Genomic DNA, 24,790 nt, shown 5'->3' on the forward strand with positions numbered 1-24,790 from the left:
AACGAATGCCAGCACCCGCGCCATGTGGACGTCGTCGCCCCCAACGAAGGCCGGATACCCCAGCATGTGGACATCGTCGCGCCCAACGAAGGCCGACAAACACCCTTATCGGCCGCCGCAACACCACAAAAAAGAGGCCTTCCGGCCTCTTCCTATCTTCCACTACATTTCTTCTTTTGGTTTGCGGCGTTTCGCCACTGCCCAGATGAATATTCCGAATCCGCCGAAGATGATGAGTCCGGCGTAGACGTATCCGTTATTCAGTCCGGTCTCTTCGATGACTGCGTACAGTTCCGTTTCTTCCCGATCAAGCACAATATTATAGCTGTCCTGTCCCTCTTCTGCCCTTAAGGCATCACCGATGAGCAATCCGCTGAGCATTTTGCCCTCGTCTTCCGCTTCAAGCGGCACTCTGAAGTTCTCAGTCTTGGATGTGTCATTGATGTTCAGTATGAAATCGACATCCGTCGTATCGTACCTGACGACATAGTGACCGTCTTCACCGGATTTCAGTTCTGTCACCGCACCGTCCAAAAGCTGCTGGTGATCGGTGAATACTGTATTGATCTGTTTGATGTAGTCGACCACTTCCTGGTCTGTCCAGAGATCCATCTGCCTGTGCACCTGCGGAATCGTTTCCCCGTTCAGCGCCACTTCCGTACCGTACTGGAAACTGATCGGCCCCGGATAGCCGTACAGATAGGCTGTGAGCTGCTGGATGCGTGTGCCCGGGAACATATTCTCATCGGCTGCATGTTTTGTAAACCGTTCTGTAAACCAGTGGTCGGCGAGCAGTATCTGCCCGTCTTCCGGATAGGCGGGAATCGCTTTATCCGTAGTACTGAATGCTTCTGCGACATCCTGTCTTGCGGCCTCGGATGCAACATGATCGAACCCTTCAGCCGTCACGGACTCACTGCCCAGAATACCGTATGTCGTCACACCTTCCGGCATGAATGATTCTGCATCCACACCATCCTGCACGACGTTCATGCTGAGTCCATCGACACCGAACTCATCCACGAATGCCCGGGCCATCTCCCTGTATGCGTCCTGGTTCTCCGGCACGGACAGATCGATGAATTCCACATCGGCGACTTCGCTGTAATACTCTCCCTGGAGTTCATTCAGCGCAGGATTATCCAGCGTTTCGTACTGCTCCGTTGCAGTCACCGGCATATCGACGACGACTTTCATACCCATTTCATGGGCGGCGTCAACAAGCGACTGGAAACTTTCGGCACCGCCGAATGACGATTCGATTTCACCGTAGTTTTCCACGGCATAGCCCATGTAGTCATCCTCAGCCTTTTCAAACACCGGTGACAGCATGAGTGTATCGAAGCCCATGTCCTGTATGTATTCCAGATTTTCCTCTATGCCCCTGAAGTCTCCTCCGAACGGCAGCGGTTCATTTTCGTCATCCGTCACGTTGACATCGTTTGAGTCATCCGCGTTCAGGAAACGGTCGACGACAATCGTATATATGCGGTCGTGCGGCTTTTCTTCAGCTGAAGCTTCCTGATGGAACACCCCGCCCAAAATCAGCAGCACTGCTATGTATTTCATTAATTTCTGCATTGACATCCTACCTTCTTGTCTAATATCCCCAGTATACTAGATTAAAAATTAAAATAGCCTCATTTCATAAAATGTTCACAAAATCTCATTAAAAAAAAGACACTCTGTGACAGAGTGTCCGGAATTTTAAAACCATTATCTGAATAAAGCAGTAATCGGCCCCATCGGGAGAAAGATTCCCAGGCTGATTGTGACGACTGCCAGCACAAGAAATGCGATGAACATCGGCTGTCCCGCTGTTTTCTTCCGCTTCCTTACTACTGCCATCTCCATCAGTCCGATTGTGAACAGTCCGGCAAGGAACTTGAGGCCGTACATCATTCCGTTGATGCCCATTGCCTGGATGAACAGGACGAGCCCGGTTACAAGCACAATGACGTAGAACAATCTTGCGATCATATGGGGAGCTTTGGCATATTTTGCATCCGGATCCCCGGGGTTTTTAATTGAGAAGTAAGTGATGAAGAAAAATACAAGAGCGATGACAATTGCTGTAATGTGCAAGTGTATCATATAATCTTCCTTTCTATTGTGAATCACTTACCATTCTAACATATTCACGCCGATTTTCATTCCCCGATATATGTCGTAAGTGTGCCGATTCCATTGATCGAAATACGGACTTCGTCACCCTTTTTCAAGTACTGCGGCGGGTTCATTCCGGCTCCTACACCGCCCGGTGTGCCGGTCGCTATGATATCCCCCGGCTCGAGCACGACATACTTGGAAACTTCCGCAATCAGTTCGTCGAGTTTCAGCACCATCTCCGCCGTGCTTCCGTCCTGGCGGATCTCTTCATTCACCTTCGTGACGATGGACGTCTGTTCCGGATTCGGAAGCTCATCCTTTGTGACGATGAACGGCCCCATCGGGCAGCCGCCCTTCAGACTTTTCGACAGGAACGGCAGCAGATGTTCCTTCTGCAGATCGCGCGCTGTGATATCGTTGATGATTGTGTAGCCGTATATATAATCCAGCGCCATCGAACTTTCGATCTTATCCGCACGCTTGCCGATGACGACGCCGAGCTCCCCTTCATAATCCAGCGCCTGCGTCACATCCTGGTGGTCCGGGACCGTCGCTTCGTCTCCCACAAGGCTCGTTGCCGCCTTGGTAAACACATACAGGCTCTGCACTTCATTATCCAGTTCCTCCGCATGCTTCCTGTAATTCCGCCCAAAAGCGATCACGTTGTTCGGCGGTGTCACCGGAGCCAGGAATTCTATTTCCGTAAAGGGTGCTTTATATTGATCCGCATTACCGGATGCATCTGCTTTCTCCACTAATTTTCTTACGATTTCCTGGAAATCCAGAGTGTGATATGTCGAAATGCCCTCGAGCAGTGTTTTCGGATAATCCGATCCACCGCCGAAGTCCTCGAACAGTTTCGGTAATATCCATGCACTCTCCTCGCGCTTTACTTTAACTCCATAATAAGTCTGATTCCCGTAGTCAAATGTTAAAAATTTCATGGATTACGCTCCTTTTGCTGTTTTGTCCATTATAACAGACAATCTATGATTTTTTCCCGAATTTATCTGAATTATTCGTAAATAATGATTCAATGCCGCTGATTTCAAACTTTTGGAATAAAAACCCGGTGCCGAGAAGCACCGCGTAAAGCGCCGTCATGATAATCACCATCGTAAGGATAGTGACATCACTGTATGCTGTGAAGCCTATGCCGTAGAAGATGAATATCAGGAAGACATTCGAGAATATATACATCGTCAGGCTGCGGCGGCCGAGCGGTACGAACAGATTATGCAATTTTCCGGGACTCACATCCGCAAGGTAGACCAGCAGTATGAAATATCCGAGCGCGAGCACCGGTCCGCCGAAATTATCAGCAAGCAGCGTACCGCTGTATGTCCCGAGCGTGACGACCTGGATCATCTTGAGTGCAAGCCCGCCGCCTGCCAATGTGATGAACATTGCGATTGTAAGCAGCTGGTTCGACCCGAGCAGTGTACGGATATCCAGCTTCCCGAGCGCGATGCCGAACAGTATCCACGGCAGTACAGTGAATACGAGCGTATACATCCCGCCGGCAATGTCCCCTGTGAATATTTCGATGTTCTTGCTGAGGATGGCAAAATAGTCACTGCTTCTGAACACGCTTGTATGGTCATTCACCGTCTGGATTGCAGAGTATATCTTATCCGTCGGTGAACCGATATTTTCAAGAATATCCGGCAGTACATTCACAGCCATATGGAAACCGAACAGCACGATTGACGAAACCATCGGTACATACCACCGTGGCTTCAGGAATAAAAGTCCCGCGAACGCCATCAGTGCGAGTCCCGGCAGAAAATCGTAGGCAAAGATGAATACCGCCTGGAGCGTACCGATTGCGAACACGGCTACAAGTATTTTTGCAATGTTTCCAATTCCTGACCCCCTGTAATGGTTCAGCATATAGCCTGTCAGAAGTGCCAAAAGAGGCAGCACCGCACTGCCCGTGAATATGTTGAGCAGATGATATGACCGGAGTTCATCACCGTTCAGATATTCATATATATTTATCGCGTCAAAGGGCATCATGTAGTACATGCCGTTCATGAGGAGTACAAGGAAAAAGGTGATGCCCAGCATGAATTTGATGTTACTGTCTTCAGTTTTCAATTTTAATCGCTCCATAGTCAAAGAAATATAGATATACAGTAACATCTTTGCCCAGCGCCTGCATCGCAGAACGTCTGTAAATATCCATCTGTGTGCGGTAGCGGTTCACAAGGTCCGCTTCTGTGAGCTCCGTGCCTGCCACCCTGTCGGTCTTATAGTCCAAAATGACATAACCATCGTCCATTTCGAGCAGTGCATCCATGATTCCCTGGACCATCTGGTCTCCGTACCGGGAGTAGCCGATCGCCTTCTGGTTCATGATGAACGGGATTTCCGTATGGATGGCTCTCTGGTGTCCGAGCACGTTCTCCATCACACTGTCACCGAGGAACTGATGGATATTTCCAATCATCCTCGTCCTGTGCATATCAGTGATTAACACATCTTCTGCAGTACTCTCTTCAACCAGCCTGCTGATGTATGCTGCCTGTTCTTCATCATCGAGGTCCCTGATCTCTTCATAACGGTTCATGACGTACATCATCATCTGGTGCATCATCGTACCGAAAACCGGTGCATCGAGCGTTTCATTCCGGAAGTTCGGCAGCCGCAGGTTCGGTGTCCGGTCGTGCCGGATGATTGCACTGTCGTCGGGCGGCGTTTCATTCCGGCGCTTGATTTCCGTCACGGATTCCTTAAATACCGTGCGCGTTTCGGCCTGATGCGGATATTGATAAAACAGCCTGTCCTTCAGCAGCTCATTGTCCGGCACCTTCAGGGACTCAAGATCCCCGAGAGAGGCAAAGCGCCTGAAATCCGCTTCCTCCGCTTCCGGAGGGTCAACGTATTCCACCTTCAGGAAAGGGATGTCCTCATTGACGAAAATCGGTGCGACGAGCTCCTGGATGCTGCGTATGGAAAGCCTGTCATCCGCATTGATGACGCCCGGCTCATAGGCATATTTCCCCTTATATTCCGCGTTATAGACAAGCGGCATGATGAGTTTGTCGATTGCGCGTGTCATGGCCACATAAACAAGCCGCATCTCTTCACTGATCAGTTCGCGGAGGATCAGTTTCCCCAGAACTTCCGAATGGATGCTCGGCATCACCGCAAGTGCTTCCGGGACAAACCGCTTGAAGGCGATGCCCGCCTCGGGGTGGACACTCACTTTCTTCGAAATGTCCATCATGTTCAGCTTCCTGTACATTCCCGCATAGATGACGTAATTGAACTCAAGCCCCTTTGAGGCATGGATCGTCATGACGCGCAGCGTATCATCATCCGGCGAAACCGTGTTCTCCTCTCCGAAGTCCTGTCCGTCATTGATCATGCGGTGGATGTACGAAATGAATTCATACAGTGACAGGTGCGACATCGATTCGAATTCACGAGCCTTTTCGATGAAGCCGTTCAGATTGGCCCGCCTGGAGATGCCCCCCGCCAGTCCTGCGAAATATTCAAGGACGCTGAACTCGAGATAGATTTCATCGATCAGCTCCGGCACACTCATGTACCTTGCATACTCCTGGAGCGTGCGCAGCGCAGCTTTGAATTCGTGGATTTTCTTCATGACCACTGCCTGCCCGTCGAATTCGATCAGCGCTTCATACATATAATCCGCCTGCGACGATGCGCGGATCCGTGCGATTTCATCTTCCGAGAAATCGAACATCGGCAGCCGCATCATGCCGACCAGGTGATCATCCTGAAGCGGATTGTCGATGACGGACAGTATGCTGATCATCGTCCGGATCTCGAGCGTATCCAGATAGCCCGAACGGTTGTTTACGAACACCGGCAGATCCGCTTCACCGAGCAGCTTGCGATAGGATTCATTATCCCTCGTATTGCGCGTCAGAATGACGATGTCCCTGTAGGACACACCTTTTCTCACGAGATCCCGTACCACGTTGATGATGTGTTTTATCTCCACATCGCCGCCCTGTTCCGATTTGTTTTCGATGATATGGCATTCCGACTGGAGCGGAGGCGCTTCAAGATAGTTCCCCTGCACCAGCCGGTGCGTCGCGTCGTAGGAAATTTCACCGACTTCCTTGTCCATGATCTTTTCAAAGACCGTATTCGTCAGTCCAAGCACTTCCCCGCGGGAGCGGAAGTTGTGATTCAGGCTGATCAGCCGGCCGCTGCCGGGTTCTTTGAACCGTTCTGATTTCGTGATGAATAAAGACGGATCGGCCTGGCGGAATTTATAGATGGATTGCTTGACGTCACCCACCATGAAAAGATTGCCGTCACTTTCCCCGCCGGTTTTAAGCGCCTGGATGATGGCTTCCTGCACCCGGTTGATATCCTGGTACTCATCAATCATGATTTCCTTGAACTGGCTGCGGTAGCGTTCTTTGATCGCACCGTCCCGGGATTCGAGTATCGCCAGCGCATAATGTTCATAATCCGAGAAGTCCATTTCATTCCTTGCGCGCTTCTGCTGCCTGAATTTCCTGATCACCTCAAGGGCAATATCCACGAGTACGTTGTTCGCACCGTTCATCGGCGCCAGTTCAGCCTTCACCCGGTCCAGGTCATACACCGGCGCATCCCTGATGTCGTTATAGCGGTCGCGCACGCGTTTCTGCACGGCGAGCAGCGCTTCCTTATCATCCGGGTCCGAGATATTCCTGATGAAGGACGACCGGCCGTCCTTCAGCCCGAAGGCAGGCAGTTCCACCGGACGCTCAGCCATCATGCCGCCTGATGCCTGCTCGACTGTCATGATCAGCGCCTCGAGTGAGTCGAAGGCATCGAGCACCTGGTTTTCCTTGATCGATTCATGGGTCACGGTCCTGTAATGGGTCCGGAGCAGGGTCAGATCCGATGCGAGCGCATCGAGTTTGACCCTGATATTATGCTTGTGGTCAGCCAGAATCCCCTCGAGCCGGTCCACATCGATGTACTGGTCCCGGTTCCGCTCCAGAAAGTCATACGGATCCGGGCTTGCGACCGCAGTGTAATAAAGGTCGCGTACGGTGCCGAGCAGCCCGTCATTGCTCTTGTCCGTGGACAGCATTGTGGAAACCGCATGGAAATCATCGTCCGGATCCTTATAGTAGGACTCCAGCACATTTGAAATCACCGTTTCCAGACGGATCTTCATCTCTATGTCGCCGAGGGTCCGCATATCCGGAGACAGTCCGATTGCATTGTAGTGCATCTGGATGAGATACAGGCAGAAGCTGTGCAGCGTCGATATATGCGCCTCTTTGAGCTTCAGCGTCTCCTCATAGATCCTTGGCTCCCTTTTTTCCAGGAATGCCTTCCTCAGCGCCTTTTCGATCTTATCCTTCATATCGCGGGCACTCATGTTGGTGAATGTCGCGACAAGTATTTCATCGATCGAATATTTTTCATCCAGTATCTTACGGATGATGCGTTCAACAAGCACCGTCGTCTTTCCGCTTCCCGCTGCAGCTGCAACGAGGACGTCGGAGCCTTCATATTCAATCGCTTCAAGCTGTTTATCCGTCCATTGGACCATTTTCCCACGCCCCGCTTTCAAAATTCCATATTGTCTCGTCATCCACGGTATTCATTCTGATATCCCGCCGGTTCATCAGCGGATCGATCTGGCAGGCCGATTTGAAGTCGCACATTTCGCAGGCGAGCCTGGTGTTAGATGCATCCAGTGCAATCGGCGAGGCCAGCACTTCACCCCCGTACATGCGGTCCGTCGTCTGCCTGTACATTTCCATTATATGTCCGGCGTAATGTTCGAACAGCATCGGGCTGAAGTATCTGTGTTTCGTCATTTTGTTGATTTTCCCCGTTTTCGTCACAGAGAGCGGATAGTACGCACTGTACTCCCTGTACTCGTCGAGTTTCGACAGCATGCCTGTAATCCCTATGGATGTTTCATCGATCACCGCGTCATACTCGCTGTTTTCGTTGATGAAAGCCCCGTCCGGGCGCATGCGTTTCTTCTGTTCCTGCTCCGCCTTCTCCAGTGACTCCCCGCCGTCAAGCGTGATGAGCGGATCGCGGACCGGGAAGAACAGCATGCTGTTGGGCCGGATTTTTTCCTTGCCGAAATACTCCGGCCCCTTCTGCACCAGCACGTGCATATACGTCATCATCTGAAGTTCCAGCCCGTTCAGTATGCCGGCTTTCGAAATGGAGCGTGCACTTGATTTATAATCGATCAGGTTCACATAGGCCCCGTCCGCCGTCTCATACATGTCCACGCGGTCGATTTTCCCCCGCAGGTGGATCGTATGGCCGCAGTCGCTCGTCAGGGTCACTTCATCGAGCGGGCTTTTCACAAATCCGAAAGACAGTTCAACATCTGCGATTTTGTAGTCCCCGAGTCTTTCAATATCCTGCATGAACAGGAGGAGCCGGACGATTGCATCGCCCGCCCGCTGCTTGAGCGACTGGTAGTAGCCCGTCTGATCGAAGATGCCGAACTGGATGGCCTGGGCAAACCGTTCAATCGAGTCGGCCACCTGCATCCTGATCGTCTCTTCCTCGTGCAGCAGTGTGAGCCCGAGTTTCGTCACCACATCATATAGCACTTCATGGTAAAGGTTTCCGAGTTCGAGCGGTGCCACCTGATACGGCTTTCTGACTCTGAGTTTCAGGCCGTATGCACTGAAATGCTGGAACTGGCACCGGTGGAATGACTCGAAACGGGAGACACTGGCGTTCATCTCTTCGCCGTAGAGCGCAAGCGCCGCTTCTTTTGTCAGCGGCTCCGCCCGGTTGTCATAGGTCAGGTTTCTCCGCAGCCTCGGGTAGATATCATGCCAGCTGTCCTTCATCAGCATCTGGAATGTCTCGATCCACGGCCTGTACTCCGGCAGCTTCAGGAAATCGGCCGGTGCATCCACCTGGGACGTCATCATTTCCCGCATTTTCAAATGCAGGAGCGGCTCCATGCTCGCGGCCGATGATATCAGCCGTTCCGGATTGAAGCGGCTGTATTCGCTCACCCGCCTGTACTCGTAATTCCTGACATTCTCAGGAGCCTCCGGCATCACTTCATCGAGGAACGGGCTGCGTTTTGTGACGTCACCTGAAGGCAGGGTGACACTCCAGCTGAGATAAAGCCCCTCGGTCGCCCGGGTAATTGCCAGGTAGAATACAAACCGCTCGTCCTGCGCGAGCGTCCTCGTGCTCGGGGACAGTTCGATATCCGCCCGTTCGAACAAGGCTTTTTCCTCATCGGAGATGATATCGCTGTTCCTCGTTTCCCGCGGCAGCGCGTCCCGGTTCACGCCGATCAGGAAGATATATTTCTTGTTCTCCACTTTGGAGAGATCCAGCGAACCGACCATCACCTGGTCGATCGTGGAAGGGAGCAGACTGAATTCCGCATTTTTAAGGCCATCCATGAAAGCTTCGTAAAATATCTGGAACCGGACGGCTTCATCGTCATAGACAACGTAGGCGTCATCCAGGAGACGGATGAACATATTGTATGCCTGCTCTGTTTCGTCCCGCTCCTGGATCTGATTATTTTCGTCCTGGCGGATCATCTCCTCCGTGATTTTGTCCACGATGCCCTCAGAAATCAGGAAATCGTAGATGAGGCCGATGTAGTCCCTCACGGTCCGCTCCGTCCTGAATTCTGCGAAAAGCACTTCGAGCTTCCCGAGAACTTTATTCTTAAAAGCGATCATGTCCTCATACGATGCACTCTTGTCCACGACATGGAGCACGCCGTTTTCATCCGGTACGGTGATGTAGCGGAACTTGTCATCATCGAACAGGGCGGAGCCGCTGAGGCCGCGCTCAAGTGCGAAGTTTTCCAGCTGGTCGATATACATCCGGTCCGATGTCTCGCACAGATATCCCGTCTTCAGCACATTCATGAAGGCATTGAACTCGTAATTTTTCGCATAGCAGTCGAGAAGCGCCATGATGAACTGGATGAAGGGATGCGAATACATCTGGACTTTCTTGTCGATATGATAAGAGATATCGAACCGCCGGAATACCGATTTGATGACCGGTTCATAGGAGATGTCCCGGTAGAGGATGCCGATGTCGCTGTAATAGGCACGTCCTTCAAAAACCAGCCGTTCTATCTCACGCGCCACTTCAGTGATCTCCTCGAGGGCGTTCGGCGCCTCTGTGATCGTCACGCCTTCGTAGTCATACATCTGCTCATGTTCCGCAAAATGGGACTCGATCTGGATGAGCCCTTTCTTGTCGGAGCGCCTGAAGTCCTGGCCGAAATGGATGAATTCCAGATTGTCGTCTCCGGCAAAGAACCTGAGCCTCTCAATGACTGCATCCGTCTTCCTGAACAGTTCCTTGTTGGATCCCTGATGGGTCAGCAGTATATTGATTTCTTTGACCCGGGTTGTGAGTGCCTGGATGAGTGCGTATTCGATTTCAGTGAAGTTATGGAAGCCGTCGATATAAAGGACGGCATCTTCCAGAGACTGAATGACGGCATCTGAGTATATGAGGTTGATGAACTGGTCCGTCAGATTCAGATCTTCTATCTGAAGTTCGGCTGCGCGTCTGATCCATTCGTCATAGATGAGGTGAAGGTCACTGAATTTATCCTTCATGCGGCCGGACCCCGATTCCACACGTGAGAGGTCTTCAGGTTTCACCCGGTATGCACTCAGCTCCTTCAGCATATCGAGGACCTTGTCCGAGAATTTTATGTATTGGGAACTGTCCTTGTAGAATGACAGTTCATCCTTCATCTCGGTCATCATTTTATGGAGCAGCATGATATGTCCGCTCTCTGACAGGGCATCGCGTGTGGAATGGCCGGTTTCATTGAAGACATGCCACATGAAACGTGAAAAACTGAATACGGCAGCCCTCAGACTGCCGGCATTTCCATCCCCGTTCTCCGGGTTCGTAATGATATTTTCATATCTCAGTGTATTCTGTGTCGGTGTGATGATGTATATGCTCGAGCCGAGCGGCCGGCCGGCGGTTTCCGCATGGATGTCATCGAACATCCGCGTAGTCTTGCCGGTACCGCTGACTCCTGTCCAAATTTTTATCGCCATTGTTTTCACTCCTTCAGAGTAGACAAAAGACACCCGGGTGAAGGGTGTCTTTTTCGGTTAGTCAAAATTAATAGATATATCGTTCAGCGGCCAGAAGCGGAGCTGGACTTCCCCGATCACTGCCGACTGGTCGACCAGTCCGAAATCCCGGCTGTCCCGGCTCACCGGCCGGTTGTCCCCGAGAACGAGCAGCGTGCCTTCCGGGATGGTATCCCCTTCGACACCAAGGTCCGCCAGTGTGAAATTATCCATATATGAATCTTCTGTATGGGTAACGTAGTCCTCCGTAATCGGCTCGCCGTTGACATAGACCTGTTTGTCCTCCATCCGGACAGTATCGCCCGGGGTGCCGATCACCCTTTTCACATAGGCCGGCCCCTTTTCGGAATTGAAGACGATCACATCACCCGTCTCGTAATCGGTAAAAGTATCAATGAATTTGTTGACGACAACTTTGTCCCCGTCCTCAAGCGTCGGGTCCATGCTGAGTCCGTCGACCGTGAAGGAGACGAACAGGAATTGTCTGATGAGTATGATGAGCACCACTGCGACGACTATCGCAACGAGCCACTCTTTAATCTCTTTTAACATAATGCCACACCTCTATTTATCCATTTTTCTGTTGATGTATTTCTGGTACCATTTCGAAAAGAAATAGATGAGCACCAGGCCTGCAATTGACAGCGTCAGACGCAGCGGGGAATTGAAGAATGATGTGACATCGTATCCCACGAGAGACATCGTCAGAATCATGATCGCTTTTGCTGCAAGTAATATATATAAGTATACGACTTTTTTAAGATTCGATAAAGCCGCAATGACATTTATCACAGATGTCGGTGTAAACGGCAGTGCCAGCAGAATGAACAGAAAGACGAACCCGCGCCTGTCGATGAAATCGAGCAGCTGGGCCAGTCGTTTATGCTTCCTGATATAGTTTTGTGCCGGTTTCCTGAAAAAGTAACGTACGAGCAGGAACACCATATAGCTGCCAAGCACGGTCCCCGAGTAGCTTGAGAGGGAACCCAGGATGAATCCGTACGAATTGATATTGACCACAACGATGATGAACAGCGGCAGAAACGGCAGAAATGATTCCATGAACACAAGGAGGAACCCCACGATGATACCGAGTTGTTCGACTTCCTGGAACAGCTGCTCCAGCCCTTCCTGTGTCATCAGTTTTTCGAGTATTGCTTCCAAATTCATAACCTCGCCCTATTTAAGAAAGGCTATATTACTTTGTAATATAGCCTGCAATTCTATACAATTATATAATTTTTAGTTCAATCTGTCATTTAATTGCTTTCTTAAATCTTCATAGCCTGATTTTCCAAGCAGTGCAAACATATTCTGCTTATATGCTTCCACCCCCGGCTGGTTGAACGGATTGACTCCGAGCAGATAGCCGCTCGCAGCACATGCGGTTTCAAAGAAGTAGACCATGTAGCCGAATGTGTAGGCGTCGAGTTCCGGAATGCGTACAACCATGTTCGGCACGCCGCCGTCCACGTGTGCAAGTATGGTGCCTGTCATGGCCTGATGGTTGACCTCGTCTACTGTCGTGCCTGCAAGGTAGTTCAAGCCGTCAAGATCCGCTTCTTCCGTTTCGATCGTAAGATCCGATAACGGCTTTTCGATATCGATGACCGTCTCCATCAGCATCCTTCTGCCTTCCTGGATATACTGTCCCAGGGAGTGGAGGTCCGTCGTGAAGTTCGCGCTGTGGGGCAGGATGCCTTTGTTGTCCTTCCCTTCGCTTTCGCCGAAGAGCTGTTTCCACCACTCGCCGAAATATTTAAGGCGTTCGTCGTAGTTCACCAGCATTTCCACATCGTACCCTTTCGCAAGCAGTGCGTTGCGCACCGCTGCATACTGATACGCCGGGTTATCCGCAAGTGCCTCTGCAGACAGGTCATCCATTGCACTGCGTGCGCCTTCCATCATCTGGCCGATGTCGATTCCCGCAGCCGCAATCGGCAGAAGGCCGACAGCGGTCAATACAGAGTATCTGCCGCCGACATCATCAGGCACGACGAACATTTCGTAGCCCTGTTCTTTCGCCAGCGTATTGAGTGCACCCTTTTCCCGGTCTGTCGTTACATAGATGCGGTCTGCCGGACTGTCGTATTTTTCTTCGAGCAGTTTTTTGAATACACGGAATGCGATAGCCGGTTCTGTCGTCGTGCCGGATTTACTGATGACATTGATCGAGAAATCCTTGTCTTTCAGATAGTCTTTGAGTTCATTCATGTAGTGGCTGGAAAGATGGTGGCCGGCGAAAATGATTTCCGGTCCGTTCTTGCCGAAAACCGGTGCCATCATTTCGATTGCCGCCTTTGCTCCGAGGTAGGATCCGCCGATGCCGATGACGACCAGCACATCCGAATCTTTCCTGATTTTTTCCGCTGAGGAACGGATGCGGGAAAACTCTTCCTTGTCATAGTTTTCAGGAAGCTTCACCCAGCCCAGATAGTCACTGCCTGCACCGGTGCCTTCATGGATGAGTGAATGCGCGGCTGAAACAAACGGTTCCAGATTCTTCAATTCATCTTCGTTTAAAAATGCTGATACGTTACTGTAATCAAATTTAATATGTGTCATAGCATCCTCCAAATAGTTTATCTGTCTTCTATATTGTAGATAAAAAGTGCATGACTAATCAAATGTTTTTTGAAGACTGGCTGCCCGCAGCGCTTTTCCGGGGTATAATTCCCTTTATTTCTTCAGCTTTGCCCTCGTGCAGGAGATTGACGATGCGGCTGCCGACAATGACGCCGTCACATGCCGCGCCCACCGCTTCGGCCTGTTCCCGGGTACCGATTCCAAAACCTGCGCATACCGGCGCATTGCTGACTTCTGTTATATGTTCAAGATGGCCGTAGAGAGTCTCATCAAAACCTTCCCTTGCGCCCGTCGTACCATTTACCGTCACTGCATAGACGAACCCTTCGGCTTCTCCGGTCACTTCCCTGATCCGCTCCCCGCTGCTTGTCAGCGTGACGAATCTGATGTTCACGATGTCATACTTGGCAAGCGGTGCACCGAATTCATCCTCCTGTTCAAGGGGGACGTCCGGAAGGATGACGCCGGAGACGCCTGCCGCATGTGCGAGATCTGCGAACTTATCCGGGCCGAGACGAAGCACCGGATTGGCATAGGTCATGATGACGACCGGGATGCTGATTTCACTCTTTATCCGGGCGAGTTCCTCAAGCACAGCTTCAAGGGTCACCCCCCGGGCGAGCGCCCGCTGCCCCGCCGCCTGGATTGACGGACCGTCCGCCACAGGGTCGGAGAATGGTATGCCGAGTTCGACAATGGATACGCCGGACGCTTCCAGGGTCAGTATCTGATTTTTGAGTTCGGATAAACCGCCGTCGCCCGCCATGATATAGGCAATGAAGGCCTTCTCATCTTTTTCCTTCAGCGCACTGAACGTCTCTTCAATTAAAAATTTACTCATCTGCCCCGTCCCCTTTCAAGCGTTCTTTGATTTCACTGACGTCTTTGTCTCCTCTGCCGGACAGGCAGATGACGATACTCTGATCCTTACCCATCTTCGGTGCAATCTTCAGTGTATGCGCGACTGCGTGTGCACTTTCCAGTGCCGGTATGATGCCTTCCGTCTGTGAAAGCACTTGGAAAGCCTCAACCGCTTCATCGTCGCTGATGTGCGCATATTCCGCACGTCCAATATCTTTAAGATGACTGTGTTCCGGTCCGACTCCCGGATAATCAAGCCCCGCCGATATGGAGTATGCTTCCTGGATCTGCCCTGCCGGATCCTGCAGCAGGTGCATCTTCGCCCCGTGCAGGACACCCACATGTCCGTTTGTGATTGATGATGCATGCTCTTCTGTATCGATTCCCATTCCCGATGCTTCCACACCGATCATCCTTACAGCATCGTCGCCGATGAACGGGTGGAACATGCCGATTGCATTGCTGCCGCCGCCGATGCATGCAACGACTGCATCCGGGAGTTTCCCTTCCTTATCAATCATCTGCTGCTTCGTTTCTTTGCCGATGACGGATTGGAGATCGCGCACGATCTGAGGGAACGGGTGCGGGCCGAGCGCCGATCCCAGGATGTAATGGGTATCCTCGACATTTGCGACCCAGTAGCGGAGCGCCTCGTTCACCGCATCCTTCAATGTGCCGCGTCCCTGGTCTACACTGACGACCCTGGAACCGAGCAGTTCCATGCGGAATACATTGAGCTCCTGGCGCCTTACGTCCTCTTTCCCCATGAATACCACGCATTCGAGGCCGAGCAGTGCACATACCGTTGCGGTCGCCACACCATGCTGGCCCGCTCCCGTCTCTGCCACGATCTTTCCCTTGCCCATGCGCCGTGCGAGCAGTGCCTGGCCGATCGTGTTGTTTATCTTGTGCGCGCCCGTATGGTTCAGATCTTCTCGCTTAAGATAGATTTTGGCGCCGCCGCACTGTTCAGTCAGGTTCTCCGCCAGGTACAGCGGGGTTTCCCTTCCGACATAATCTTTGAGATAGGCACCCATCTCATCCTGGAATTCCTGGTCATCCTTCGCCGCGTTATACGCCGCTTCCAGTTCCTTCACTGCTTTCATGAGCGTTTCCGGCACATATTTCCCGCCGTATTCCCCGTAATATCCCCGTTCATCTGGCTGTTTATATGTCTTTTCCATCATTCACCACTCCTTTTACTTTCTCCATGATATTTTGAATCTTTTCCGGGTCTTTATTACCGTCCGTCTCTGCACCGCTGGAAAGGTCGACCGCATACGGACCGACTTCCCTGTATGCCGCCGCCACATTGTCCCGGTTCAGTCCGCCGGCAAGGATCAGCCGGTCTTTGTCAACATCTGCATGATTGAGATCCGACCAGTCGAATGTTTTTCCCGTTCCCCCGCGTGACTGCCCGCTGCCGCTGTCGATCAGAATGAAATCCGCAGGGTATTCGAACATTTCTTTGAATGTGCATCCTGACGCATTCGAAAAGGCTTTGATGATGCCAGTGTCGATGGATTTTGCGAAATCTGCATCTTCATCCCCGTGCAGCTGTACGTAGTCGAGGCCGACCCTCTCTACGGCGTCCTCGATCTCCTCTTTCGATGCGTTGACGAACACCCCGGCCTTTTTGATGCCCGGCGCGAGCGCCCGAGCCATTTCTTCCGCCTGGTCGACTGTCACCCTGCGTCTGCTTTCGGCGAATAAAAACCCGATCATATCAGCGCCCGCATCTTCTATCGCTTTTGCCGCTTCCACCGTCTTCACGCCGCAGATCTTCACTTTCATCTATAATTCCACCTTGAGTTCCCTGATTTTCTCCGACGGATTCTCTGCCGTCATCAGCGTCTCACCGACCAGCAGTGCCTTCGCGCCGGCACGCTGCATCCGGAGTGCATCTTCCGCCGTCTTAATGCCGCTTTCGGCAATGAATACCGCGTCACTGCCGCCGTATTTCCCAAGGAGGCGCTCTGTATTCGCAATATCCACGGTAAACGTCTTCAGGTCACGGTTGTTGATGCCGATGATTTCAGGGTTTATCTTAAGTGCGCGCTCCATCTCCGCTTCGTCGTGCACTTCGACCAGAACATCGAGGCCGAGCGATTTCGCATGTGTGTACAATTCGTGGAGGCTGCTGTCGTCGAGTGCCGCAACAATGAGCAGGATGACATCGGCGCCAAAGCGACAGGCATTGTCGATCTGCCGTCTGTCGATGATGAAATCCTTGTTGAGCACCGGGACGCCGACGGTCTCTTTAACGGTTTCCAGATCTTCCATGCTGCCTGAGAAGAACTTCCGGTCTGTGAGGACCGATATTGCATCTGCGCCGCCTGCTGCGTATTTCGCTGCCTGTTCCGCCGGATTGACGGCCTGGTTAATGTCCCCTTTTGAGGGTGACGAGCGCTTCACTTCGGATATGACTGCCATCGTTTCTGCCTGCTTCAGCCGCTTGAGCAGTGACACCGGCTGCCTGTCTCCACTCACAGGTCCCGCCGGCAGGGCATCCAGCTCCTTTTTCTTCTGGATGATGATGTCATCTAGTATCGTTGCCATCTATATCACTCTTTCATTGGAATATTTGATCATGTTTTTAAGTTTCGCCAGTGCATTCCCTGTCTCCAGGCTTTCTTTCGCAAGCTCGATGCCGTTTTCAATCGAATCCGCCGCGCCCGCTGCATACATGCCGAGTCCCGCATTCAGAAGGACCGTATCCCTCTGCGCAGGTGTCGCATTGCCTTCGAGCACATTTTTCAGGATTGCTGCATTCTCTTTACTGCCGCCGCCGACGATCGCGTCAAGCGGATAACTCGTGAGTCCGACCGATTCCGGTGTGAATTTCTTCTCGTAGATTGCACCGTTTTCAAGCAGTGCAAAATGGTTTTCCCCTGCAAGGGAAGCTTCGTCCATGAAACCAGCGCCGTTGATGACAACTGCCCTTTTCCTGCCCAGGCGTTTGAGTACGGTTGCCATCATCACCAGCTGGCTGCGGTCGTATATGCCGAGGAACTGATGGTCCAGTTCCACCGGATTGATGAGCGGTCCGATAAGATTGAAGATCGTCGGCACTTTGAGATCCTGTCTGACTTTCATGATCTGTTTCAATTTCGGGTGGACATGCGGTGCAAAGAGAAATGCAATGTTGTTTTCCTGAAGCATCAGATCCGTATCATCCGGGCCGAAATCAAGTGAGATACCCAGTTCTGAAAGCACATCCGAACTTCCTGTCTTGCTTGTTACACTTCTGTTGCCGTGTTTCGCAATGGTCACATTTGCACCGGCAAGCACAAACGCGGAAGCCGTTGAAATATTGAAGCTGTGGGAGCCGTCACCGCCCGTCCCGCAATTGTCCATGACGTTTGTCATCGTGCGTCTGATCGGCATGGCGTTCTCCCTCAGCACTTCCACAAGTGCCGCGATTTCATCCACCGTCTCTCCTTTTGCCTTCAGCGCCATAAGGAATGCCGCCACTTCGGAATCACTGACAGAATCGTTCAGGATGATCTCCATAGCCTCTGCCATTTCGCCGAATTCCAGATTTTCCCGTGCCGATAATTTTATCAGATGTGTGCGTAAGCTTCTTTGTTCCACCGGTAATTTGACTGCCTGATTTGTGTTCATTGTTCATTTCTCCTTTCGAATAAAAAAATCCTCCACAGACTCATTTGTCTGTGGAGGACGATATCACCGCGGTGCCACCTCGTGTTAATGCCGGAGTATTCATCCGGGCATTCTCTCATTCGTGTAATGTACGACATACATCCGTATCATGTTTCCAGGCCCATTCAGATACAGAATCATGCATCGGTTTCCACCATCCCGACTCTCTGTGCCATGCACTCTGTTCCTACTTGTTCTGAAATACGGATCTATATAATTTTAAATACTGCGCAACTGCCGGATGAATACAAAAAGGCTCCCCAAATCACTTTGAAAAGGACGGGGAGCCGTGGTACCACCTTTATTGACCGGCCTTCGCCGGTCCACTCTGGCTGCAGTCAAAATCTGCGACTGCAAATCCCTGTAACGCGGGACGTACGCCAGAGCCTAATCTCAAATCGATTTCAGCTGCTGGTTCAAGGGAAGTCCATTCACAAATCCAATGCACCGGTTCACACCATCCACCGGCTCTCTGGAACATCAGGGAATTGCTACTCATCTTCCTTAATCAATATTATTCAAATGATTGAATCCTATACTAATACACAGGAAACAATAATGCAACCATTAAATATAATTTTTTTCTGAAAAGTTAAATTACTCCTATGCCCAGTGGCGGAATCTGATGGCCTCGGCAGTACGTTTGATGCCGACGACATACGCCGCCAGGCGCATGTCCACACGGCGGTTTTCATGGACTTTGTACACTTCGTCGAATGACTCCTTCATTTTCCTGACAAGCAGTTCATGGATCTCTTCATCATTCCAGTAATAGCCCTGCTTGTTCTGTACCCACTCAAAGTAGGACACTGTCACACCGCCTGCGGATGCAAGAACATCCGGTACAAGCAGTTTACCGTTTTCAGTCAGGATACTTGTCGCCTCCTGGGTTGTCGGACCATTGGCCGCTTCACAGATGATATCCGCTTTGATGCGGTGGGCATTCTCTTCTGTAATCTGGTTGGCGATCGCTGCCGGGACCAGGATATCGCATTCCAGTTCCAGGAGTTCTTCGTTTGTGACAATGTCGAGACCGAGCTCCTCTGCAACGTCCACCTTGTCTTTATTCTCGATGACATAGTCGATATCAATGCCTTCTGCGTTATAGAGTGCGCGTGTGGATCTTGAAATCCCCACGATTTTCGCACCTCTGTCGTACAGGATCTTGGATATGAAACTGCCGGCGTTACCGAATCCCTGAACGACGACACGTGCGTCTTCGACTTTGATGCCGAGCTTGGACAGGGCCTGTTCAATAACGATGACTGCACCCATGGCGGTAGCTGTGTTGCGTCCCTGCGAACCGCCCAGTGCAATCGGTTTGCCTGTAATAAACTCGAACGCATTATCAGAATGCTTCACGCTGTACTCATCCATCATCCAGGCCATCACCTGGGCATTCGTGTAGACGTCGGGTGCCGGTATATCCTTGGCCGGTCCGACAATCTGTGATACCGCTCTGACATACCCTCGGGAAATGCCTTCTAATTCCTTGTCACTCAGTTCCTTCGGATTACAGATGACACCGCCCTTGCCACCTCCGTATGGAAGGCCGACGATGCCGGCTTTCAATGTCATCCACATGGAAAGTGCAATTACTTCCTCCTCGGTGACATCAGGATGGAAGCGGATGCCGCCCTTAGTCGGGCCCGCAGCATCGCTGTGCTGGGCACGGTAACCTGTGAATACCTTTACCGTGCCGTCATCCATACGCACAGGGATGCGTACTTTGAGCAGCCTTTCCGGTTCTTTGATCAGGTCATACATGCCCTCATCGAAACCGAGCATATCCAGTGCCTCATGAATTACCGATTGTGTTGATGTAATAAGATTAGAAGTCTTCCCCATTTTTTTACCACCCATTAATAAGATTTCTGTGTCTAAAGCAGAATATAATGTAGATTTACTGATAATATGTATATTTATACTATGTGCAGTCTACATTAATCATTTCTACGGCTTTGAAAAAGGCCGGGAAATATAGTGTAAAACGATATGTTTGTATTGTTGGATAATTCCACCAATTTAAATATTTATAATAGTACAAAAGTTCGCATAATGCAAGAGAAACTGTAAAAAGCATCCTCCTGAAGAGAGTGTAAAAAGAAGATATATGATGCGGGAACTGAAGTGCGTTTCAATGTGCGCCATCGTCAGCAGCAAAAAAGAAATAGTCCGGCCGGATATTAAAAAGCCCGGAAATCCATTGGATTCCCGGGACTTCAATATGAATCTTATGCCCAGCCTCTGTATCTTGCTGCCTCAGCTGTGCGTTTGATGCCGATGATATATGCTGCAAGGCGCATATCGATCTGGCGCTTGTCATGCAGGTCATAGATTTCATCAAATGCTTTTCTGAGTTTGAGCTGAAGCTTTTCGTTGACTTCATCCTCATCCCAGTAATAGCCCTGGTTGTTCTGCACCCACTCGAAGTAGGACACGGTTACCCCGCCTGCAGATGCAAGGACGTCCGGAACGATGAGTTTACCGTTGTCAGTAAGGATTGTTGTCGCTTCTTTGGTAGTCGGTCCGTTGGCCGCTTCACAAATGATATCGGCTTTGATGCCATTTGCATTCTCTTCTGTGATCTGATTGGCAATTGCCGCCGGAATCAGGATATCACAGTCAATTTCAAACAGTTCTTCGTTGCTCAGGACATCATCGAACAGGTTTGTAACCATACCAAAGCTGTCACGGCGGTCCAGTAAGTAATCGATATCAAGTCCGTCCGGATCATGGAGTGCGCCGTTCGCATCTGAAATACCTACGATTTTGGCGCCTTTGTCTGAAAGGATCTTGGATAGGAAGCTGCCTGCATTCCCGAATCCCTGAATGACGATACGGACATCTTCCATCTTCATATCGCGTTTTTCCATCGCCTGCTCAAGACACAGTACGACACCCATCGCCGTTGCGCGGTCACGGCCCTGGGAACCACCCAGTACGAGTGGTTTACCTGTAATGAATCCCGGAGAGTTGAATTCGTCAATCATGCTGTACTCATCCATCATCCACGCCATGATCTGTGAGTTCGTGAACACATCAGGTGCCGGTATATCCTTGGCCGGTCCGACAATCTGGGAGATTGCACGGACATATCCACGGCTCAAACGTTCAACTTCCTCAATGCTCATCTCACGCGGGTCACAAACAATTCCGCCTTTACCTCCGCCGTACGGGAGATCGACGATTCCTGCCTTCAAAGTCATCCACATGGAAAGCGCCACGACTTCCTCCTCATTCACATCAGGATGGAAGCGCACGCCGCCTTTTGTCGGCCCGACAGCATCGTTGTGCTGTGCACGGTATCCAGTGAACACTTTGACAGAACCATCATCCATGCGTACCGGGATACGGACAGTCAATAGACGCATCGGTTCTTTGATAAGTTCATACATGCCCTCATCAAAGCCGAGTTTGTCCAAAGCTTCATGAATGATCGCCTGTGTAGAAGTGATAAGATTTGATTTCTCTGACATTTTTTATCCGCCTCTTTTTATGAAACTGTTTTCAACTTTATTGTATCATATTAAATCTTTTTTTAAAGCGTTATTTAGACAGCACTGCTTTCACTTTTTCAAGCGCCCAGTCCAGATCTTCTTTGGAAATAATAAGCGGCGGCGCAAAACGGATGACAGTCTCATGTGTCTCTTTGCACAGGATGCCGAGCTCCTTCAATTCTTCACAATACGGACGTGCGGATTCAGTCAATTCCACACCGATGAATAAACCGCGGCCTCTGATTTCTTTTATTGCCGGATTATCAATCTTTTTAAGCTCAGCTTTAAAGTATTCACCGAGTTCATTGGAGCGTTCAATCAGATTTTCATCAATCATCACATCAAGCGCAGCTTCCGACACGGCACATGCAAGCGGGTTGCCGCCGAAAGTGGAACCATGGGATCCAGGATTGAATACGCCAAGCACTTCCTTGTCTGCAAGGACGGCTGAAATCGGGAATACTCCGCCGCCGAGTGCCTTGCCCAGGATGTATACATCCGGTTTTACATTGTCCCAGTCCGTTGCAAACAACTTGCCCGAACGTCCCAAGCCTGCCTGGATTTCATCAGCCACGAAAAGGACATTGTGTTCGTCACACAGTTCGCGCACCTGCTTCAGGAAGCCTTCCGGGGGAATGTTGATGCCCGCTTCGCCCTGGATCGGCTCAAGGAGGACCGCCGCAGTATTTTCATTGATCTGTTCTTTTATCTGTTCGATATCACCGAAATCCACAAGCTTGATGCCGTCGAGCAGCGGGCCGTATCCGCGGCGGTATTCCGCTTCGGATGAAAGAGATACCGCGGCAAGCGTACGGCCGTGGAAGTTCTGGTTCATCGCGATGATTTCCGCTTTGTTGTCCTCTACACCTTTAACATCATATGCCCAGCGGCGCACTGCTTTGATTGCCGTTTCCACCGCTTCTGCACCTGTGTTCATCGGCAATGCCATATCTTTGCCGGCAAGTTTACAGACCTTTTCATACCAGGGGCCCAGCCTGTCCGAGTGGAATGCACGGGAAGTCAATGTGAGTCTGTCCGCCTGATCTTTCAGCGCCTGGATGATTTTCGGATGTCTGTGCCCCTGATTGACTGCTGAATATGCACTGAGCATATCGAGGTATTTATTACCCTCCGGATCTTTCACCCATACGCCTTCCGCTTCAGAGATGACAATTGGCAGTGGGTTATAGTTCGGTGCTCCATAATGGTTTGTCTGTTCGATGATTTCTTGTGATTTTGTCATATTGACACCCTTTCTTAAAAAAACAGCAGGCTTGTAACTCCTGCTGTTCCGATTGTAATTTTGATGAATAGAAGATTACAGCTGTTCAGAAGATGTTTTACCCTGCATGTGAAGCGTCAGATAGTCCGGACCGCCTGCTTTGGAGTCTGTACCGGACATCTTGAATCCGCCGAACGGCTGGTAGCCGACGATCGCCGCAGTACAGCCGCGGTTGAAGTACAGGTTGCCCACCATGAAGTCACGGCGTGCCTGTTCGATATGCTCGCGATTCTGAGTGATCACCGCACCGGTCAGACCGTAGTCCGTCGCGTTGGCATATTCAATTGCCTGATCGAAGTTTTTCGCTGTGGCGAATCCGACAACAGGACCGAAGATCTCCTCCTGCATCACGCGGTCGTCATGCTTAAGACCGGAGAAGACAGTCGGATGGACGAAATGCCCTTCGTCATTTTCAGTCGTGCCGCCGACTTCAAGCTTGCCCTCTTCCTTGCCGATTTCGATGTACTTCTGGATTTTTTCAAGTGATGCATCATCAATGACCGGTCCGACATTGACGTCGGATTCAGGGTTGCCCACTTTAAGTTCTTTTGTTTTGGCAACCACTTTTTCAAGCAGTTCGTCGTGGATGTCTTCCAGTGCGATCACGCGAGAACATGCAGAACATTTCTGCCCGCTGAAACCGAATGCCGAATAGGTGATCGCTTCTGCCGCGAGTTCCAGATCTGCATCCGAGTCGACAACGATTGTATCCTTGCCGCCCATTTCAGCGATGACACGCTTGAGATGCGTCTGGCCTTCCTGTACAACTGCCGCTTTTTCAAAGATCCGTGTACCGACATCACGGGAACCCGTGAATGACACGAAGCGTGTATCCTTATGTTCCACAAGGTAGTCACCGATATCCCTCGATGAGCCCGGGATGAAGTTGACCACGCCTTTTGGCATACCCGCTTCTTCCAGCACTTCCATGAATTTATAGGCGATGACCGGTGTACGGGAGGATGGTTTGAGCAGAACCGTGTTGCCTGTAACGAGTGCTGCCGCTGTAGTGCCCGCCATGATTGCGAAAGCGAAGTTCCATGGTGAGATGACGAGTCCTACACCCAGTGGAATGTAATGGAACTGGTTGTATTCACCCGGGCGTGATTCCACATGGTCCCCGTTCCTGAGTTTGAGGTGATTCCGTCCATAATACTCCAGGAAGTCAATTGCTTCAGCTGTATCCGCATCCGCCTCTTTCCACGGTTTACCGCCTTCTTTGACAAGAAGTGCTGTAAATTCGAACTTGCGTTTACGAATGATCGCTGCCGCTTTAAACAGTACATCAGAACGGAATTCGAAAGAGTATTTTCTCCAGGACTCGAATGTTTCCAGTGCAACATCCATTGCCTGTTGAGCATGTTCCTGGTTTGCCTGGGACATGTTACCGATCGTCTCCGTTTTATTTGCAGGGTTGTAGGATTCCTTTTTATCATCGGTTGTGACGCGTTCGCCGCCGATGATCAGTGGATAATCCTGACCCAGATAAGATTTAACAGTTTTTAATCCATCTTGAAGCTTCTGCCGGTTTTCCTCCAGCGAAAAATCCGTAAATGGTTCGTGTTTGTACGGTATCATTACAGATGACCTCCTTAAAGTATTGACTCTATAAAATATAATGAACGTTTTGTCAGATTTTTTCAACCCTTTTGATAACTGTATCACATTGTAAAATCAAACGCTCTGCAAAGCTATTCACAGCTCTTAATAACTATTCA

18 protein-coding genes and 1 other annotated feature are annotated in these 24,790 nt (G+C 50.7%); all 18 genes read right to left on the reverse strand.

The window, feature by feature from the left end; genetic code table 11:
- Positions 1-162 precede the first annotated feature (162 nt).
- A complete protein-coding gene (locus tag BM271_RS09170) occupies positions 163-1,569 on the reverse strand; it encodes an alpha-amylase family glycosyl hydrolase (protein WP_234960525.1) in 1,407 nt (468 codons plus the stop codon).
- A gap of 147 nt (positions 1,570-1,716) precedes the next feature.
- The gene (locus tag BM271_RS09175; protein WP_046789518.1) at positions 1,717-2,094 is read right to left on the reverse strand and encodes a YisL family protein; all 378 of its coding nucleotides are present in this window, start codon (positions 2,092-2,094) and stop codon (positions 1,717-1,719) included.
- Between the two features lie 56 nt (positions 2,095-2,150).
- Complete coding sequence (locus tag BM271_RS09180) at positions 2,151-3,053, reverse strand: fumarylacetoacetate hydrolase family protein (RefSeq protein ID WP_046789517.1); 903 nt, start codon at positions 3,051-3,053, stop codon at positions 2,151-2,153.
- A gap of 43 nt (positions 3,054-3,096) precedes the next feature.
- Positions 3,097-4,224 (reverse strand): DUF418 domain-containing protein, encoded by a 1,128-nt coding sequence (locus BM271_RS09185; protein WP_234960527.1) that lies wholly within the window; start codon positions 4,222-4,224, stop codon positions 3,097-3,099.
- A complete protein-coding gene (addA, locus tag BM271_RS09190; protein WP_234960529.1) occupies positions 4,199-7,687 on the reverse strand; it encodes a helicase-exonuclease AddAB subunit AddA in 3,489 nt (1,162 codons plus the stop codon). Before addA ends, BM271_RS09185 begins: the two co-directional genes overlap by 26 nt.
- Positions 7,626-11,141, reverse strand: coding sequence for a PD-(D/E)XK nuclease family protein (locus tag BM271_RS09195; protein ID WP_046789514.1), 3,516 nt, complete (start codon positions 11,139-11,141; stop codon positions 7,626-7,628). Before BM271_RS09195 ends, addA begins: the two co-directional genes overlap by 62 nt.
- Before the next feature lie 57 nt (positions 11,142-11,198).
- Positions 11,199-11,732, reverse strand: coding sequence for a signal peptidase I (gene lepB / locus BM271_RS09200; RefSeq protein WP_046789513.1), 534 nt, complete (start codon positions 11,730-11,732; stop codon positions 11,199-11,201).
- Between the two features lie 12 nt (positions 11,733-11,744).
- Positions 11,745-12,350, reverse strand: coding sequence for a TVP38/TMEM64 family protein (locus tag BM271_RS09205; RefSeq protein ID WP_052749815.1), 606 nt, complete (start codon positions 12,348-12,350; stop codon positions 11,745-11,747).
- A gap of 72 nt (positions 12,351-12,422) precedes the next feature.
- On the reverse strand, positions 12,423-13,745 hold the full coding sequence (locus tag BM271_RS09210) for a glucose-6-phosphate isomerase (protein WP_046789512.1): 1,323 nt from the start codon (positions 13,743-13,745) through the stop codon (positions 12,423-12,425).
- Between the two features lie 58 nt (positions 13,746-13,803).
- Positions 13,804-14,607, reverse strand: a complete 804-nt coding sequence (gene trpA / locus BM271_RS09215) for a tryptophan synthase subunit alpha (RefSeq protein WP_046789511.1) — start codon at positions 14,605-14,607, stop codon at positions 13,804-13,806.
- Complete coding sequence (gene trpB / locus BM271_RS09220) at positions 14,600-15,811, reverse strand: tryptophan synthase subunit beta (protein WP_046789510.1); 1,212 nt, start codon at positions 15,809-15,811, stop codon at positions 14,600-14,602. The genes trpA and trpB overlap by 8 nt, the downstream gene beginning before the upstream one ends.
- Positions 15,795-16,421 carry a phosphoribosylanthranilate isomerase gene (locus BM271_RS14090; RefSeq protein WP_046789509.1) on the reverse strand — a complete coding sequence of 209 codons (627 nt, stop codon included), beginning with the start codon at positions 16,419-16,421 and terminating at the stop codon, positions 15,795-15,797. Before BM271_RS14090 ends, trpB begins: the two co-directional genes overlap by 17 nt.
- Positions 16,422-17,186 (reverse strand): indole-3-glycerol phosphate synthase TrpC, encoded by a 765-nt coding sequence (trpC, locus tag BM271_RS14095; RefSeq protein ID WP_046789508.1) that lies wholly within the window; start codon positions 17,184-17,186, stop codon positions 16,422-16,424.
- A complete protein-coding gene (gene trpD / locus BM271_RS09230; RefSeq protein WP_046789507.1) occupies positions 17,187-18,251 on the reverse strand; it encodes an anthranilate phosphoribosyltransferase in 1,065 nt (354 codons plus the stop codon).
- A gap of 311 nt (positions 18,252-18,562) precedes the next feature.
- Positions 18,563-18,808: a binding site (T-box leader), on the reverse strand.
- Positions 18,809-18,893: 85 nt separating this feature from the next.
- Positions 18,894-20,138, reverse strand: coding sequence for a Glu/Leu/Phe/Val family dehydrogenase (locus tag BM271_RS09235; RefSeq protein WP_046789506.1), 1,245 nt, complete (start codon positions 20,136-20,138; stop codon positions 18,894-18,896).
- Positions 20,139-20,524: 386 nt separating this feature from the next.
- On the reverse strand, positions 20,525-21,769 hold the full coding sequence (locus BM271_RS09240; RefSeq protein WP_046789505.1) for a Glu/Leu/Phe/Val family dehydrogenase: 1,245 nt from the start codon (positions 21,767-21,769) through the stop codon (positions 20,525-20,527).
- Between the two features lie 70 nt (positions 21,770-21,839).
- Positions 21,840-23,033 carry an ornithine--oxo-acid transaminase gene (locus tag BM271_RS09245; protein WP_046789504.1) on the reverse strand — a complete coding sequence of 398 codons (1,194 nt, stop codon included), beginning with the start codon at positions 23,031-23,033 and terminating at the stop codon, positions 21,840-21,842.
- A 75-nt stretch (positions 23,034-23,108) separates the two neighbouring features.
- Positions 23,109-24,650 (reverse strand): L-glutamate gamma-semialdehyde dehydrogenase, encoded by a 1,542-nt coding sequence (gene pruA / locus BM271_RS09250; protein ID WP_046789503.1) that lies wholly within the window; start codon positions 24,648-24,650, stop codon positions 23,109-23,111.
- Between the last annotated feature and the right edge of the window lie 140 nt (positions 24,651-24,790).

It is taken from the genome of Salinicoccus halodurans, assembly GCF_900114445.1.
In the GTDB taxonomy this organism is placed as follows: domain Bacteria; phylum Bacillota; class Bacilli; order Staphylococcales; family Salinicoccaceae; genus Salinicoccus; species Salinicoccus halodurans.

Bases quoted from the DNA above. Each gene is read 5' to 3' on its own strand.
- BM271_RS09170 (WP_234960525.1), bottom strand. From the start codon at position 1,569: ATGAAATACATAGCAGTGCTGCTGATTTTGGGCGGGGTGTTCCATCAG.
- BM271_RS09175 (WP_046789518.1), bottom strand. From the start codon at position 2,094: ATGATACACTTGCACATTACAGCAATTGTCATCGCTCTTGTATTTTTC.
- BM271_RS09180 (WP_046789517.1), bottom strand. From the start codon at position 3,053: ATGAAATTTTTAACATTTGACTACGGGAATCAGACTTATTATGGAGTT.
- BM271_RS09185 (WP_234960527.1), bottom strand. From the start codon at position 4,224: ATGGAGCGATTAAAATTGAAAACTGAAGACAGTAACATCAAATTCATG.
- addA (WP_234960529.1), bottom strand. From the start codon at position 7,687: ATGACGAGACAATATGGAATTTTGAAAGCGGGGCGTGGGAAAATGGTC.
- BM271_RS09195 (WP_046789514.1), bottom strand. From the start codon at position 11,141: ATGGCGATAAAAATTTGGACAGGAGTCAGCGGTACCGGCAAGACTACG.
- lepB (WP_046789513.1), bottom strand. From the start codon at position 11,732: ATGTTAAAAGAGATTAAAGAGTGGCTCGTTGCGATAGTCGTCGCAGTG.
- BM271_RS09205 (WP_052749815.1), bottom strand. From the start codon at position 12,350: ATGAATTTGGAAGCAATACTCGAAAAACTGATGACACAGGAAGGGCTG.
- BM271_RS09210 (WP_046789512.1), bottom strand. From the start codon at position 13,745: ATGACACATATTAAATTTGATTACAGTAACGTATCAGCATTTTTAAAC.
- trpA (WP_046789511.1), bottom strand. From the start codon at position 14,607: ATGAGTAAATTTTTAATTGAAGAGACGTTCAGTGCGCTGAAGGAAAAA.
- trpB (WP_046789510.1), bottom strand. From the start codon at position 15,811: ATGGAAAAGACATATAAACAGCCAGATGAACGGGGATATTACGGGGAA.
- BM271_RS14090 (WP_046789509.1), bottom strand. From the start codon at position 16,421: ATGAAAGTGAAGATCTGCGGCGTGAAGACGGTGGAAGCGGCAAAAGCG.
- trpC (WP_046789508.1), bottom strand. From the start codon at position 17,186: ATGGCAACGATACTAGATGACATCATCATCCAGAAGAAAAAGGAGCTG.
- trpD (WP_046789507.1), bottom strand. From the start codon at position 18,251: ATGAACACAAATCAGGCAGTCAAATTACCGGTGGAACAAAGAAGCTTA.
- BM271_RS09235 (WP_046789506.1), bottom strand. From the start codon at position 20,138: ATGGGGAAGACTTCTAATCTTATTACATCAACACAATCGGTAATTCAT.
- BM271_RS09240 (WP_046789505.1), bottom strand. From the start codon at position 21,769: ATGTCAGAGAAATCAAATCTTATCACTTCTACACAGGCGATCATTCAT.
- BM271_RS09245 (WP_046789504.1), bottom strand. From the start codon at position 23,033: ATGACAAAATCACAAGAAATCATCGAACAGACAAACCATTATGGAGCA.
- pruA (WP_046789503.1), bottom strand. From the start codon at position 24,650: ATGATACCGTACAAACACGAACCATTTACGGATTTTTCGCTGGAGGAA.